General features: G+C 62.9%; 12 protein-coding genes. 3 read left to right on the forward strand and 9 right to left on the reverse strand.

Annotation, left to right across the window (positions count from 1 at the left end):
- The first annotated feature begins 43 nt into the window (after positions 1-43).
- A complete protein-coding gene (gene pepN / locus EHW12_RS18805) occupies positions 44-2623 on the forward strand; it encodes an aminopeptidase N (protein ID WP_125051457.1) in 2580 nt (859 codons plus the stop codon).
- Positions 2624-2691: 68 nt separating this feature from the next.
- Here the strand turns inward: pepN and EHW12_RS18810 are convergent, their stop codons facing one another.
- From EHW12_RS18810 to EHW12_RS18820, 3 genes are all read right to left on the reverse strand, one after another.
- Entirely contained in the window at positions 2692-3171 is a 480-nt protein-coding gene (locus tag EHW12_RS18810) for a DUF5130 domain-containing protein (protein WP_003944512.1), read from the reverse strand.
- Positions 3158-3421 (reverse strand): hypothetical protein, encoded by a 264-nt coding sequence (locus tag EHW12_RS18815; protein WP_007730943.1) that lies wholly within the window; start codon positions 3419-3421, stop codon positions 3158-3160. The genes EHW12_RS18810 and EHW12_RS18815 overlap by 14 nt, the downstream gene beginning before the upstream one ends.
- Positions 3422-3539: 118 nt before the next feature.
- Positions 3540-4238 carry an HNH endonuclease gene (locus EHW12_RS18820; protein WP_003944465.1) on the reverse strand — a complete coding sequence of 233 codons (699 nt, stop codon included), beginning with the start codon at positions 4236-4238 and terminating at the stop codon, positions 3540-3542.
- A gap of 182 nt (positions 4239-4420) precedes the next feature.
- Here EHW12_RS18820 and EHW12_RS18825 point away from each other — a divergent pair, with 182 nt between their 5' ends.
- On the forward strand, positions 4421-4828 hold the full coding sequence (locus EHW12_RS18825) for a globin (RefSeq protein ID WP_003944464.1): 408 nt from the start codon (positions 4421-4423) through the stop codon (positions 4826-4828).
- A 4-nt stretch (positions 4829-4832) separates the two neighbouring features.
- On the opposite strand, the gene EHW12_RS18830 is transcribed toward EHW12_RS18825, so the two are convergent.
- A complete protein-coding gene (locus tag EHW12_RS18830; RefSeq protein WP_125051459.1) occupies positions 4833-5267 on the reverse strand; it encodes a cupin domain-containing protein in 435 nt (144 codons plus the stop codon).
- A 164-nt stretch (positions 5268-5431) separates the two neighbouring features.
- Between EHW12_RS18830 and EHW12_RS18835 the strand changes: the two genes are divergently transcribed.
- Positions 5432-7030 (forward strand): glycoside hydrolase family 13 protein, encoded by a 1599-nt coding sequence (locus EHW12_RS18835; protein ID WP_007730939.1) that lies wholly within the window; start codon positions 5432-5434, stop codon positions 7028-7030.
- 29 nt (positions 7031-7059) lie between these two features.
- Here EHW12_RS18835 and EHW12_RS18840 read toward each other — a convergent pair whose 3' ends face one another.
- The 5 genes from EHW12_RS18840 to ettA all read right to left on the reverse strand — a co-directional run bounded on the left by EHW12_RS18840 (position 7060) and on the right by ettA (position 15205).
- Entirely contained in the window at positions 7060-7746 is a 687-nt protein-coding gene (locus EHW12_RS18840) for a hypothetical protein (protein WP_030536651.1), read from the reverse strand.
- A complete protein-coding gene (locus EHW12_RS18845; RefSeq protein WP_003944573.1) occupies positions 7739-8158 on the reverse strand; it encodes a thioesterase family protein in 420 nt (139 codons plus the stop codon). The genes EHW12_RS18840 and EHW12_RS18845 overlap by 8 nt, the downstream gene beginning before the upstream one ends.
- Complete coding sequence (locus EHW12_RS18850; protein ID WP_065352692.1) at positions 8155-13002, reverse strand: NAD-glutamate dehydrogenase; 4848 nt, start codon at positions 13000-13002, stop codon at positions 8155-8157. The genes EHW12_RS18845 and EHW12_RS18850 overlap by 4 nt, the downstream gene beginning before the upstream one ends.
- Before the next feature lie 99 nt (positions 13003-13101).
- Entirely contained in the window at positions 13102-13521 is a 420-nt protein-coding gene (locus tag EHW12_RS18855) for an acyl-CoA thioesterase (RefSeq protein WP_003944475.1), read from the reverse strand.
- A gap of 4 nt (positions 13522-13525) precedes the next feature.
- Positions 13526-15205: an energy-dependent translational throttle protein EttA gene (ettA, locus tag EHW12_RS18860; protein ID WP_007730925.1), complete on the reverse strand. Its 1680-nt coding sequence runs from the start codon at positions 15203-15205 to the stop codon at positions 13526-13528.
- Between the last annotated feature and the right edge of the window lie 26 nt (positions 15206-15231).

Below are 15231 nucleotides of genomic sequence, written 5' to 3' on the forward strand. Positions count from 1 at the left end.
GGGATGGACGTAATAGATCCGCACCATCTACGAGGAGATCTTTGTGGTCGCACCGAACCTGACACGCGAAACCGCAGCGCAACGGTCAGCAATCCTGACCGTCGAGAACTACCTGATCGAACTCGATCTCACCGACGGCAAAGACGCACCCGGAGAGGAGACGTTCTCCTCGAAGACCACCGTCACGTTCACCGCCACGGCCGGAGCAAGCAGCTTCATCGACATCGTCGCGGCCAGAGTCCATTCCGCGGTCCTCAACGGCACCGCGCTCGACGTCTCCGGCTACGACGAGTCGACGGGCATCAGTCTGCCCGACCTCGCTGCCGACAACGAGTTGGTCATCGAGGCCGATTGCATCTACTCCCACACCGGCGAAGGGCTGCACCGATTCGTCGACCCGACCGATGACGCCGTCTACCTTTATTCACAGTTCGAGACGGCTGACGCCAAGCGCATGTTCGCGTGCTTCGATCAGCCTGATCTCAAGGCCACGTTCGACGTCCGCGTCACCGCTCCCACGTCGTGGAAGGTCATCTCCAACTCCGCGGTCGTCGAGACCCTTGCCGCCGATCCCGGCAAGCACGTTTTCCGGACCACCCCGAAGATGAGCACGTACCTGGTGGCGCTCATCGCCGGTCCCTACGCGCAGTGGACCGACAACTACTCCGACGAGCACGGCGACATCCCGCTCGGAATCTTCTGCCGCGCTTCGCTGGCCGAGTTCATGGACGAGGAGCGACTGTTCACCGAGACCAAGCAGGGATTCGACTTCTACCACCGCAACTTCGGTGTTCCCTATGCTTTCGGCAAGTACGACCAGCTCTTCGTCCCCGAATTCAATGCGGGCGCGATGGAGAATGCCGGCGCCGTGACATTCCTCGAGGACTACGTCTTCCGCTCCAAGGTGACCCGCTACTCGTACGAGCGTCGTGCCGAAACGGTCCTGCACGAAATGGCGCACATGTGGTTCGGCGACCTCGTCACGATGGCGTGGTGGGACGACCTGTGGCTCAACGAGTCGTTCGCGACCTTCGCTTCGGTCCTGTGCCAGACCGAGGCCACGGAGTACACGAACGCCTGGACGACGTTCGCCAACGTCGAGAAGTCGTGGGCGTACCGCCAGGACCAGTTGCCGTCGACGCACCCGATTGCCGCGGACATTCCGGACCTGGCCGCCGTCGAGGTCAACTTCGACGGCATCACGTACGCCAAGGGCGCCAGCGTCCTCAAGCAGTTGGTGGCATACGTCGGACTCGAGCCGTTCCTCGCCGGACTGCGTGAGTACTTCCGTGAGCACGCATTCGGAAACGCAACCTTCGACGATCTGCTGGGCTCACTCGAAAAGTCCTCGGGCCGTGACCTTTCCGACTGGGGTCGGCAGTGGCTCAAGACCACCGGTTTGAACATCCTGCGCCCCGACTTCGATGTCGACGCAGACGGAAAGTTCACCCGCTTCGCCGTCCTGCAGGACGGTGCTGCACCAGGCGCCGGCGAGCGGCGAATCCACCGGATCGCCATCGGCATCTACGACGACGTCGACGGCAAGTTGGTGCGAAGCCATCGCGTCGAACTCGACCTCGATGCTGTGGAAAGCACGGATGTCCCCGAACTTGTCGGCGTCGCCCGCGGTGCACTCGTGTTGGTCAACGACGACGATCTCACCTACGGCTCCGTGCGACTCGATCCCGAATCGTTGGCGACGGCGATCGAGCGGGTCGGCGACATCACCGACTCACTCCCCCGCACCCTGGTCTGGTCGGCGGCGTGGGAAATGACCCGTCAAGCCGAACTGAAGGCACGCGACTTCGTCGCGCTGGTCGAGCGCGGCATCAGTTCGGAGACCGAAGTCGGTGTGGTGCAACGTCTCTTGCTCCAAGCCCAAACCGCCATCGGCTCCTACGCAGATCCGGCCTGGGCCGAGGCCGAAGGCGCGGCGAGCTTCGCCAATCGGTTGCTCGAGCTCGCACGTGAGGCAGAGGCCGGGTCCGACCACCAGCTGGCATTCGTCAACGCACTTACCGGCGCAGCACTCTCCCCGTGGCACACCGAGGTACTGCGCGAATTGCTCGACGCCGATCCCTCCACCGTTGGGCTCGACGGCCTGATCGTCGACACGGACCTGCGCTGGCGCATCGTCGGGGCACTCGCGGCCGCCGGTGAGATCGACGCCGAAGGAACCGCAACTCCATTCATCGACGCCGAAGCTCAGCGTGACCCGACCGCTGCGGGCGCTCGTCAAGCCGCGGCGGCCGCGGCCGGACGTCCGCAGGCCGCTGTCAAGGAAGAGGTCTGGGCGAAGGTCGTCGGCGACGACTCCGTGCCCAACATCACCGCGCGATCGATCATCGGCGGGTTCGCTCGCGAAGGCCAGGACGAATTGCTCGAGCCCTTCGTCTCCCGCTACTTCGCCGATATCGCGGCGGTGTGGGAACGACGCTCGAGCGAAGTGGCACAGACGGTCGTCATCGGGCTGTACCCGTCGTGGTCGATCTCGGACGAATCCGTAGCGGCAGCAGACCGGTTCCTCGAAGGCGACATCCCTCCCGCGTTGCGTCGCCTGGTCGTCGAAGGCCAGGCCGGCGTGGTTCGTTCACTCGCAGCACGAAAGTTCGACGCGAGCTGACATGCGAAAGGCCGGTGCTCGCTTCGATTCTCACGAATCGACGCGAGCACCGGCCAGTGTCTTACAAGTCAGGGCGCTGAAATCGCGGCTGCCATAACGCGGATAGCGCTGATCAGTCCGTCGATCAGGTTGCCTTCACTGAAGGATGCAACAGCTGCCGTTGCTCCGAGCTGGGTAACACGATCGGTGACCCGATCGGCGATTGCCCGACCGCTGCGAACCTCGACGGTGCGCTGGTTGGGCGAAACGGCGATCAGGACGGAACGCTCGGCTTCGGGCGTGGTCGGGAACAATGCGTCGGCACCCGCTGCCGGATCAGAACCGAGATCACCGACGTACGCGTTGAACCGCACCTTGGTGGCCCGCGTCGCTTCGGTCATCGCGACGTCGAGCGCGACCAGATCCATGGTCTCGAACGGAAGATCGTCGGTGAACGGCTCGCCGATGCGATGCACACCGGATACGCGTCCACTGGACGTGACGACGCTGCCGACGGGCAGGTCCTCGGGCGCTACTGCGAGCGCGGTCGAATGATCACCACTTGCCACTTGCGGACCCTCCGATCAGATCAGCCGAACCGGCTTCGATTGCGTGTGCACTGCCGTGATGGCCACCGCGAACGGTGACCTCGTCGACAGCACTCCACAGCACGGGAGCGTGATCCCACGACTCGCCGAGATGGAACGCCGGCGGAACCGGTCCCGGCGTCTTCTTCCCGAGGAAGGACGCAGCCGCGAAGAACGCGGTGATCAAGGCCGGAATCCCAACGTATATCAGTACTACCTCGAGAATGCTCACACCAGATAACGTAGCCCAGAACGCCAGGAAGGAAAGCGTCAGGGCCACAAATTCTCGGGCAATTTCGTTTCGGTGACGCTAGAACTCAATTCAGGCTGCGCCCACGCCGACACATAGCTCAGGCTGCGCCCACGCCGAGATAAGGCATCCACGCCGGATGCAATTCCTTGGTCGCCGCGAGCAGACGCCAGTGCGGTCCGGACGGCGGGACCAATTCCGCACGGAGGGTCCATCCGAGTTCGCTGAGCATCTTGTCGGCCTTGCGGTGATTGCAGGGGGCACAGCACGCGACGCAGTTCTCCCACGAATGCCCGCCACCTCGGCTGCGAGGAACGACGTGGTCGATGGTTTCGGCTTTGGCTCCGCAGTACGCACATCGGAAGTGGTCACGATGCATCAGCGCGGCACGAGTCATGGGGATGCGGGCGCGATACGGAACGCGCACGTAGGTGCGCAATCGAATGACCGAGGGAACCTGCACCGACCAGTCCGCGGAATGGACTACCGGGCCCTGTTCGTCCTCGTGGACGGTATCGGCCTTGCCGCAGGCCATCAGTACGACCGCGCGCCTGGCAGGAAGGGCGGTCAGCGGTTCGTACGTGACGTTGAGCAGTAGCACCCGACGTTTCACCCACTCGGGGACGACGCGATCGGGAGGGAACATCTCGAGGTGAGAATGCTCGTCGGAAAAGAGTGGGTCGGCAGTGTGCGCGAACCCGTCAGGAACAACTTCCAGAACAGCCCCTAACGCGTGGTCGTTCCGCGCGCTAGTGGGCTGGAGTTGTCGGTGATTGCGTGCAGCATGTCGGTTCTTCATACGACCTCCGGGAGACTGCCCCCAAGTTGACCACGGATGATCGCGTTACGCACTCCCATTTCGAACAAAATTGCCAGGACGGCCGGTGAATTTCCGGTGAATGGGTACGCACTCCGACTCGATACAACCGTCGTCGACCCGGAAACCGACCACTACGGCCGTCAGGCACAATGGAACTTGCCATGAATGACGTACAGCACGACGTGCAGCAGACCTTCTACGACGCCGTCGGCGGAGCCGAGACGTTTCACAAGCTCACCGCGCGATTTTACGAAGAAGTCGCGAAGGACGAGGTTGTGCGCCCGCTCTACCCCGAGGCCGACCTCGGCCCGGCCGAGCGGCGGATGCGGATGTTCCTCGAGCAGTACTGGGGCGGACCGCACACGTACTCGGAGGAGCGTGGACACCCGCGTCTGCGGATGCGCCACAATCCATTCGTGATCGGCCCGATCGAGCGTGATGCGTGGCTGCGGTGTATGCACGTCGCCATCGCGTCCATCGACGAGAAGACTCTGAGCCCGGTGCACCGCAAGCAGTTGATCGACTACATGGAGATGGCTGCCGCGTCCATGGTGAACTCCGCTATCTGACCGTCTACTTAGCCTTCGGCCTGAACACGCGCGCGATCCGGCGGGCAGCGCGTACCCCGAACGACACCGTGGGATGCAGGGGCGAACTCAAGATTGCATGCTTGCGCACGTACTCTTCGACCTCCCACTCCGACCAACTGCCCGCACGGAAGAGTGCGGCATCGCCGACACTCAGGGTTCGCTCGGCGATTCCGTCGGCCTGAACGGTGACCGACCCTTCGATGATGTGCACGATTTCGTCCGCGTGGAAGTACCAGCGGAAGCGCCCCTTCGTGCAATCCCAGACGTGTGTAGTCGTGGTCCCGTCTTTACTCGCCGACCATTGCGCCGACCGTGCAACCGGTGTGCCGAAGATTATCCAGTCGCGGTTGATGGGATCATCTTCGAGCAGTACATGATCCAAACTGACCGCTTCGATTGCCGACAAAGTCAAGGCCAAGCCCCCTTGGTTGAATTCCCGAATACTTCTCCCCCGGCAGTAACACCAAAGTTGCCACATGGTGTCACCGCGTGAATGCAAAGTACACCAAGGCTAGGTAAAGAGTCACGCTTTTGCCGTGTCCAAGTCGTGAGAGTGCCAGACGTTTGGCACTATGAACTGCTGTGAGCACCCCCGCGGATTCGTCCTCTGTAAGCCGGCCCGAAGCCCCGTGGTGGAACGAGGCGGTCTTCTATCAGATCTATCCGCGTTCTTTTGCCGATTCGGGCAGCGACGGTATCGGCGACCTCGGCGGAGTCGAGGAGAAACTCGGCTACCTCGAACTGCTCGGCATCGATGCAATCTGGTTGAGCCCGGTGATGAAGTCACCGATGGCAGACCACGGCTACGACGTCTCGGATCCTCGCGACATCGATCCCTTGTTCGGCGATCTGGCGACGATGGATTCGCTGATCACGTCAGCCCACGAACGCGGAATCAAGGTCACGATGGACCTGGTCCCGAACCACACGAGTGATCAGCACGAGTGGTTCAAGGCAGCCCTGGCGTCGGCGCCCGGTTCTGCGGAGCGATCCCGTTACATCTTCCGAGACGGCAAAGGTGAGAACGGCAACGAACCGCCGAACAACTGGCCGAGCATCTTCGGCGGCCCGGCGTGGACCCGCGTCACCGAAGCCGACGGAACACCCGGCCAGTGGTACCTGCACATCTTCGCCAAGGAACAGCCCGACCTGAACTGGGACAACCCCGAGGTCTTCGACGACCTCGCCAAGACTCTGCGGTTCTGGCTCGAGCGCGGAATCGACGGATTCCGCATCGACGTGGCCCACGGAATGGCCAAGCCCGACGGTTTGCCGGACCACGACTGGGAGCTCAACGAGCTCATGCGCAATTCCGACGACGACCCGCGGTTCAACAACCCGGCAGTTCACGAAATCCACCGCGGCATCCGCAAGGTCATGGACGAGTTCCCGGAGGCGATGACCGTCGGCGAGATCTGGGTGAAGGACAACCAGAAGTTCGGCGAATACATCCGGCCAGACGAACTGCATCTCGGATTCAACTTCCGACTTGCAGAAACCGAATTCTCCGCCGAGTCCGTCCGGGAGGCCGTGGAGAACTCTCTTGCGGCCGTCGCCGAGGTCGGGGGTGTGCCCACGTGGACGCTGTCGAATCACGACGTCGAACGTGAAGTCACGCGCTACGGCGGGGGTGAGATCGGAACCCAACGCGCACGGGCGATGATCCTCGTCGAACTGGCGCTTCCGGGCGCGAGCTTCATCTACAACGGAGCCGAACTCGGCCTGCCGAACGTCGACCTGCCCGACGAGGCACTACAGGACCCGGTCTGGGAACGATCCGGACATGCCGAGCGAGGACGCGACGGCTGCCGAGTGCCCCTTCCGTGGGAAGGAAGCGAACCCCCGTTCGGATTCACCACCGGTGCGAGCACCTGGTTGCCGATGCCACGCGAGTGGTCGACACTCACGGTGGAGGCGCAGATCGAGGACGTCGACTCGATGCTCTCGCTTTATCGCGCCGCCCTCGAACTCCGTAGCGCCAGGCCGGAGTTCTCCGGCGCCGACATCGATTGGTACGGCAGTCCCCCCGGCTGCCTCGCTTTCCGTCGACGCGGTGGTCTGATCTGTGCTCTCAACACCACGGAGGTGCCGATCGCACTGCCGAACGGGCAGCTGCTGTTGAGCAGCGCGCCACTCGTCGACGGTCAACTACCCGTCAACGCTGCGGCGTGGCTGATCTGAGAGAACACCGCACCCGCCACCTGTAACTCCTATCGTGCGACCATCAGCGGTATCGAACCACCGCGGTGACGGTAGATCGAACCGAACCGTGCATCGAGCCGCACCCAGGATTTGCTCGCCCGCACCCGAACCAGTTCCGAGGCGTCGATCTGCTCGAGGTCGATGTCGGCGGTCATCGCCTCGGACCCGGCGTGCGGAACGAATCCCATTGCGGTCAAGGCAAAAACAACCCGCATCGAGATCCCGACCGTGCCGGACGGACCACTGACCTCGAGCACGTCCTGATCGAGCAACGACGCCGGCGGACCGTGACTACTTCCATGCTCCAGTGCCAAGGCGTTGCCCCGCTGCGCCAGTTCGATCAGCACCCGGGCGGGTACGTCGTCCAGGTGCTCGAAGCCGTCCATCGGCGGCAACGCCCCACGCCACGCCGAATCCATGGCGAACCCCGGATCGATCAGCTCACTTGTCGCCTGCTCCACCGCCGAGAGCAACTGATCGCCGGCAGCCGAGGTGTCGTCAGGGTTGATGGTGCCCGCCACGGTTCGCGTAGCGAGAGCGTCGAAACCCGTTGACGCCCAAACGCTCAGGTGAGCATCTCCGCGTCGACGCATCCGGATGACCGTGGACTCGTCCAAACGCAAGGCATGACCGATGAAGCCGGCCAAGTTCTTTCGCTCGGCCTCCTCGGGCACGGTCAGTACACGTTCATGCACGTTGCCAGCTCTCCAAGTACTCGCGCTCGGGCCCGCTGAGGCGACGCAAACGTTGAGTGTCGATATCGAAGGCCGCGATCTGAGTCGACGCCACGATGGACGGCGGGACACTGAGATCCGCACCGCGGGGGCGAACCTCGTACGCGATGGTGAAGTCCACCGCGCGCACCTTTTCCACCCACATGAAGACGTCGAGCGGCGAATCGTCGTGCCGCAGTTGGCCGCGGTACCGCACATGGAGATCGGCAATCACGGCCCCGTCACGCAGGGTGACCGTCGGGCGCGAGTCTTCGAACAACCAAGGAATCCGCGCCTCTTCGAGCAACGTCACCATCCGTGCGTGGTTGATGTGCTGGAAGGCATCCATGTCGGACCACCGAACCACAACTTCGGCGTGGAATCCTTCGCTCAACGTCCTACCTCCGATCGGGTGCCCATGCTGCGCACCATGCTACGAACCTGACGCGCCGCCACCGAGAGCGTCGCGAGGTCAAGCGTCCCAGACTCGAAGATCTCGACGAGAGCTGCCCTCGCCCGGCTCAGCCGCGAGGCGTTGGTCGACTCCCATTCGTCGATCTTCTCCTGCGGCGACTCCCCCGGCTCGCCGCCGGCCAGAACCTCCATCGTCAACTGCCGCAGCGAACTGTAGAGGTCGTCTCGCAACGCGAGCCGAGCGAGCGAGTGCCAACGATCGCCGCGCTCGAGTCCCGAGACCGCGCTCAGCAACCAGTCGATTCCCAGATGCGCGTCCAAGGCGTAATACAGCTCCGCGACTTCGGTGATGTCGTGATCTGCGATGTCGGCGATATCCGCGATGTCGAGCAGGCAGTAGACATCCAGCAGTCGGAACACGTCCAGCGCCAACGCTTCCGGAGCCCCGCGATCGATCACCGATTGAGCCCGCACCAGCAGATCGTCGAGTTGATGGCCCGCAAGCAGCCCCGGGACCAGAGGTGCCGTAGCCCGATACGCCGCCGAGTAACGCGCAACCTCGGCGCCGACGGCGATCGGCTGGGGCCGATTGGCCAGGAACCACCGCGACGCGCGGTCGAGCAAGCGGCACGACTCAACGATCAACTCGTTTTCGATCTCTGCACTGACGCCCGCCGAGCGGATTCGCGACCACACCTCGTCGAGCGCAAACACCTCTCGCACAGCGGCGTAGGCACGGATCGAGTCCGTACTGCTCGCTCCGGTCTCCTCGGCCAAGCGGTAGGCGTACGTGATTCCGCCGTTGTCGATCACTTCGTTCACGAGCATCGTCGCGACGATCTGCCGCCGCAACGGGTGTGCCTTGATCTCCGTTTCGAACCGATCGCGAACAGCGGTCGGGAAGTACTGCGGGATCTGCTGGGCGAAGAAATCGTTGTCCGGCAACTCGGTTGCGAGCAGATCGTCCTTGAGTGAAAGCTTCACGTGCGCCGTCAGCGTCGCCAATTCCGGCGACGTCAGACCCATACCGGCCTCGAGTCGACGCTCGATCTCCTTGTCGGTCGGCAACGCCTCGAGCTTGCGGTCAAGGCCACGTGCCTTGGTCAGATCCGTCAACTGACGGCGGTGAACACCGAGCATCTGAGAAGCGGTCACGCGGGAGATTCCGAGCAGCGCGTTCTGAGCAATGTTGTCCGCCAACACCAGCGCCGCCACGTCGTCGGTCATCGACGCCAGCAACGGATTCCGTTCCTGCGTGGGCAGTAACTGCGAACGCACGAGCGAATCGAGAAGAATCTTGATGTTCACTTCGTGATCGGAGCAGTCGACGCCGGCCGAGTTGTCGATGGCGTCGGTGTTGATGTGACCGCCGCTGGCGCTGAACTCGATTCTTCCCAGAGCAGTGACGCCGAGGTTGCCGCCCTCCCCGATCACCTTGACCCGCAGATCTTGACCGTCGACACGCACGGCGTCGTTGCTCTTGTCGCCAACCTGCGCATTGGTCTCGGTCGACGCTTTGACGTATGTACCGATTCCGCCGTTCCACAGCAGATCCACCGGTGCCGACAGAATCGCCTGCATCAATTCCGGCGGCGAGAGCTTCGTGACCCCCTCGGCCAGACCCAGTGCGATCCGGACGCTTTCGGCGATCGGAACCGACTTGACCGTGCGGTCCCAGACGCCGCCACCTTCACTGATCAGGCTCTTGTCGTAGTCGGCCCACGACGACCGTGGCAACTCGAAAAGTCGTTGACGTTCGACGAACGAGCTCGCTGCATCCGGGTTCGGATCGAGGAAGATGTGTCGATGGTCGAACGCGCCCACCAGACGGATGTGCCGACTGAGGAGCATTCCGTTGCCGAACACGTCTCCGCTCATGTCGCCGACGCCTACCGTCGTGAAATCCTGCGTCTGCGTGTCGACCCCGAGTTCGCGGAAGTGCCGCTTGACGCTTTCCCAGGCGCCGCGAGCGGTGATACCCATGCCCTTGTGGTCGTATCCCACGGAGCCACCGGAGGCAAACGCGTCGCCGAGCCAGAAGTCGTACTTGGCGGCAACCGAATTGGCGAGATCCGAGAACGTCGCCGTGCCCTTGTCCGCGGCGACCACCAGGTAGCGATCCTGATCGTCCTTGCGCACCACTCGATCCGGCGTCACAACTTCGCCGGTAGCCGCATGCACGTTGTCGGTGATGTCGAGCAATCCGGAGATGAACGTGGTGTAGCAGGCCTTGCCGGTTTCCAGCGTCGCCATTCGATCAACGGCCGGATCACCCGTCGGCAGAGGCGGATTCTTCACGACGAAGCCGCCCTTGGCGCCGACCGGCACGATCACCGCGTTCTTGACGGCCTGAGCCTTCACCAAGCCGAGCACCTCGGTGCGGAAATCCTCGCGCCGGTCGGACCAGCGGAGCCCGCCGCGCGCGACTGCGCCGAATCGCAGGTGGACGCCTTCGACCTCGGGTGAGTACACGTAGATCTCGAAAGCCGGCCGCGGCTTGGGCAACTCGCTGATCCGTGAGGGATCGAGCTTGACCGACAGGTAGTCGCGAGAGCGGCCATCGGCGTCGACGACGTAGAAATTGGTACGCAAGGTCGCCTTCACCAAGGAGAACATTCCACGCAGAATGCGATCGGCATCCAAGCTGAGTACCTCGTCGATGGACGCACGCAACTGCTCGTCCAATTCGGCGACGCGAATGTCGTCCTGCTTCTCGGGGTCGAACATCGCCTCGAACAACTGCACCAATGCAAACGCGGTCTGCGGGTGTGTAAGCGCGATTCCTTCGATGTGGAACTGACTGTACGGAAATGTGGCCTGGCGCAGATACTTTGCGTAAGCACGCAGCACCACGGCTTGCCGCCAGGACATTCCGGCGCGCAGCACCAACTCGTTGAATCGGTCAGCTTCGGCCCGGCCGAACCAGACTGCACCGAATGCAGCCGTGAATCGCTTCTGGACCTCGGTCAGCGGGGCGGTACTGGTCTCGAGCGGCACCTGCGCATCGAGGTCGATCTCGACCGACGCCCGAAGATCCGCCGGTACCGACAATCCGAAATCGTAGATCCAGCACTGAACGCCGTCGAGTCGCTGCACGACGTGCGGCCGCTCGTCGAGAACTTCGACGCCGAGTGACTGCAGCACCGGTAGCACCTGGCTCAACGAGATACCGTCGCCGCCGACGAAGAGCGTGAAGCGCCAGGCACCGGGCGCGGAGTCCACAGCACGATAGAGCAGTACGTCGATCGCGCCTGGCGCCAACGCCTCGAGTCGGGCGATGTCGGCCAACGCGCGTGACGGTTCGAAGTCCTCCTTGTATCCATCGGGAAGCACCCGCGAATACCGCTGCACCAGTTCCGGATCCACACCCGGACTTTCACGAACAAGGTCGTTGATGCGGTCGTCCCAGCTACGACTGACTTCGGTCAACAGAGCCTGAACTCGCTCGCGGTTGGCCTCGGAGACATCCAGATGAACCGGCTCACTGTCCGGATCGCGCCGGATCGTCACGTGCAACAGCGCAAGATCGTTCTCGGTAACCCGGGCGGTGTAATCGACTGTGCCTGGTCCGAATTCGCGCCACAGCAGGTTTTGCATCGCCAGTCGCACCCGCGTCGTGTACCGGTCGCGGGGTAGGTACACCAAGCAGGACACGAAGCGTCCGAACGTGTCCTCGCGGACAAAGAGTCGCACCTGTCGACGCAGCCCGATGCTGTGCACGGCGTGGACGGTCTCGAACAAGGTCTCGGCGTCGCTCGAGAACAACTCGGTGCGTGGGAACGACTGGATGACCTCGAGCATCGCCTGACCGGAGTACGAATGCAGGTCGACACCGGCACGCGCGATGACTTCGCGAACGCGGCGCTCGATCAGAGGAATCGCGAGGACGTTCTCGTGGAGTGCGACCACGGTGAACACACCCAGGAATCTGTGCTCCCCCACGATGTTTCCCTCGTCGTCGAGGATCGAGACACCCACGAAGTACGGGTAGACAGCGCGGTGCACCGTGGCGGGGAACGATCCCTGCGTCAGGACCAGAAGCGGTCGATCCGGGAGATCTGCGACGGGAGGCAAACTCATCGGGCCTTCGGTGACCGCGTCGGAGCGCAGCACGCCGAGCCCGCTGCCGGCGACCGTGCGTGAACCGTCCTTCGTACCCTCGAATCGCCGGTATCCGAGCACGGCATAGTTTCCGTCCGCCATCCACCGCAGCAGCCGAGCGGTATCGGAGAATTCTTCGGGGGTGATCCTCCCGGAGGCAGTTTCTGCAGCACTCTCCAACTCGTCGGCAACGCGCAGTTGCAATGCCTTCATGTCCGGGGTGTCACCAACCACCTGGCGGACGTCCGCGAGCACCTTGCCGAGGTGTGCTTCGATCGCGTCGAGAGCGGAATCCTCGACTTCGGAGTCCAACTGGACGTGCATCCAGGATTCTTGGATACCGCTGTCGCCCAAGGACATCAGATTGCCCGAGTCATCGCGTTCAACCGTCAGGATCGGATGGGCGAATTGACTGATTCCCACACCTTGTCGGTTGAGCATCGCGGTAACGGACTCGACGAGCAACGACATGTCGTCGGTGACGATCTGGACGGCAGCGCCGAGACCCTCGGATCCTGACGGGCGGTACACACGCCATACGGCCGTGCCCGGGGTCCGCTGCCTCCCGAGCGCAAGATGCGCGAGCAGGACTCGATCCGATCGACCGTTGATGACGTCGTCGCTGTCACCCTCGTCGATATGCGTGAAAAAGGCCTCGCGAAGACGCGTCAACAACGTCGCTTCGTCGAGGCCTGTGCCCTGCTGCCGTACACGGTCTGTCATTCCTGGCTCACATCCTTGTGGGTTCTGATCGCCGCGACCAATCTCTGACTCGAGACTAGCCGCGGCAACCAGTACCTAGGGTGAACTGAGAAACGAAATCTACGATGTCGTCATCTGAACAAGCGATGCTTCGAGCACCGCGCGTTCGCTGTCCGCCAGCGGTCTGGACTTTTCGGACACCGTGTCGAATCCGACCATCAACGCGTCGCCGAAAGCGCATTCGACACCCGCGTTGTCACGGATGACGTGCCGAACCGTGAACGAGGAAGTCCCGACGTGAGTCGTGAAGATCTCCACATTCAAGGGACCGGATCGATCGGTGACCGGCTTGAGGAACTCGACGGTCATCTTTCGAACCACGAGGTATCCCGGCCGGCCGCCGAGCGGCGCCAGTTTCGCTTCCAGGAACTGGATGCGCGCTTCCTGCATGTACTCGACGTAACGCGTGTTGTTGACGTGACCCAACCGGTCGGAATCGCCCCACCGGACCTGGATCTGCGCCGTGTATACGTCGGACACCGGATCAGTCCCTGGTGAGCTTGCGGTGAGTCACGCGGTGCGGGCGTGCGGCGTCGGGGCCGAGTCGCTCGACCTTGTTCGCCTCGTAGCCCTCGAAGTTGCCCTCGTACCAGTACCAGGCTGCCTCGTTGTCGCCGAAGCCACCTTCCCACGCAAGGATGTGGGTACAGGTCCGGTCCAGGAACCAGCGATCGTGCGAGATCACGACGGCGCAGCCGGGGAACTCTTCGAGAGCGTTCTCCAGCGAGCCGAGGGTTTCGACGTCGAGGTCGTTGGTGGGCTCATCGAGCAGGATCAGGTTGCCGCCCTGCTTGAGCGTCATCGCCAGGTTCAGGCGGTTGCGCTCACCACCGGAGAGGACGCCGGCCGGCTTCTGCTGATCGTGACCCTTGAAACCGAACGAGCTGATGTACGCACGCGAGGGAAACTCGGTCTGGCCGACGACGATGAAATCGAGCCCGTCCGACACGGTCTCCCAGACCGTCTTCTTGGGGTCGATTCCGGAACGGTTCTGGTCGACGTAGCTCAGCTTGACCGTCTGACCGATCTTGACCTCACCGGCGTCAGGCTCCTCGAGACCGACGATGGTCTTGAACAGCGTCGTCTTACCGACGCCGTTGGGGCCGATGACGCCGACAATTCCGTTGCGCGGCAACGTGAACGAGAGATCCTTGATCAGAACGCGACCGTCGAAGCCCTTGTCGAGGTTCGAGACCTCCACGACCACGTCACCCAGGCGCGGCGGTGCCGGGATCTGGATCTCGTCGAAGTCGAGCTTGCGCGTCTTCTCTGCTTCGTTCGCCATTTCCTCGTAGCGATCGAGACGAGCCTTGTTCTTGGCCTGGCGGGCCTTGGCGCCGGAACGAACCCATGCGAGCTCGTCCTTGAGGCGCTTCTGCAGCTTCTGATCCTTCTTGCCGGCAACTTCGAGGCGTGCAGCCTTCTGCTCCAGGTAGGTGGAGTAGTTGCCCTCGTACGGGTACAGGCGTCCGCGGTCTACTTCACAGATCCACTGCGCGACGTGATCGAGGAAGTAACGATCGTGAGTCACGGCGAGGATTGCGCCGGGGTAAGCAGCGAGGTGCTGCTCGAGCCACAGGACAGATTCGGCGTCGAGGTGGTTGGTGGGCTCATCGAGGAGCAGGAGGTCGGGCTTGCTCAGCAGCAGCTTGCAGAGCGCAACGCGTCGCTTCTCACCACCGGAGAGGTGAGTGACCATCTCTTCCGGCGGGGGGCAGCGCAGGGCGTCCATAGCCTGCTCGAGCTGCGAGTCGATCTCCCACGCATCTGCGTGATCGAGCTTCTCCTGCAGCTCGCCCATCTCTTCCATGAGCTCGTCGGAGTAATCCGTAGCCATCAGCTCGGCGATCTCGTTGTACCGCTTGAGCTGGACCATCGTCTCTCCGAGACCGTCCTCGACGTTCTCGCGAACAGTCTTGGTCTCGTCGAGCTCCGGCTCCTGCATGAGGATGCCGACGGTCGCGCCCGGAGCCAGGAATGCCTCGCCGTTGCCCGGCTGGTCCAGTCCGGCCATGATCTTGAGGATGCTGGATTTACCAGCGCCGTTCGGTCCGACGACACCGATCTTCGCGCCGGGGTAAAAGCTCATCGTGACGTCATCGAGGATGACCTTGTCACCGTGCGCCTTGCGCACCTTCTTCATCGTGTAAATGAACTCAGCCATGACCGCCAGCCTATCGGTGTTTGTCC

It is taken from the genome of Rhodococcus sp. NJ-530 (assembly GCF_003860625.1).
GTDB lineage: Bacteria > Actinomycetota > Actinomycetes > Mycobacteriales > Mycobacteriaceae > Rhodococcus_F > Rhodococcus_F qingshengii.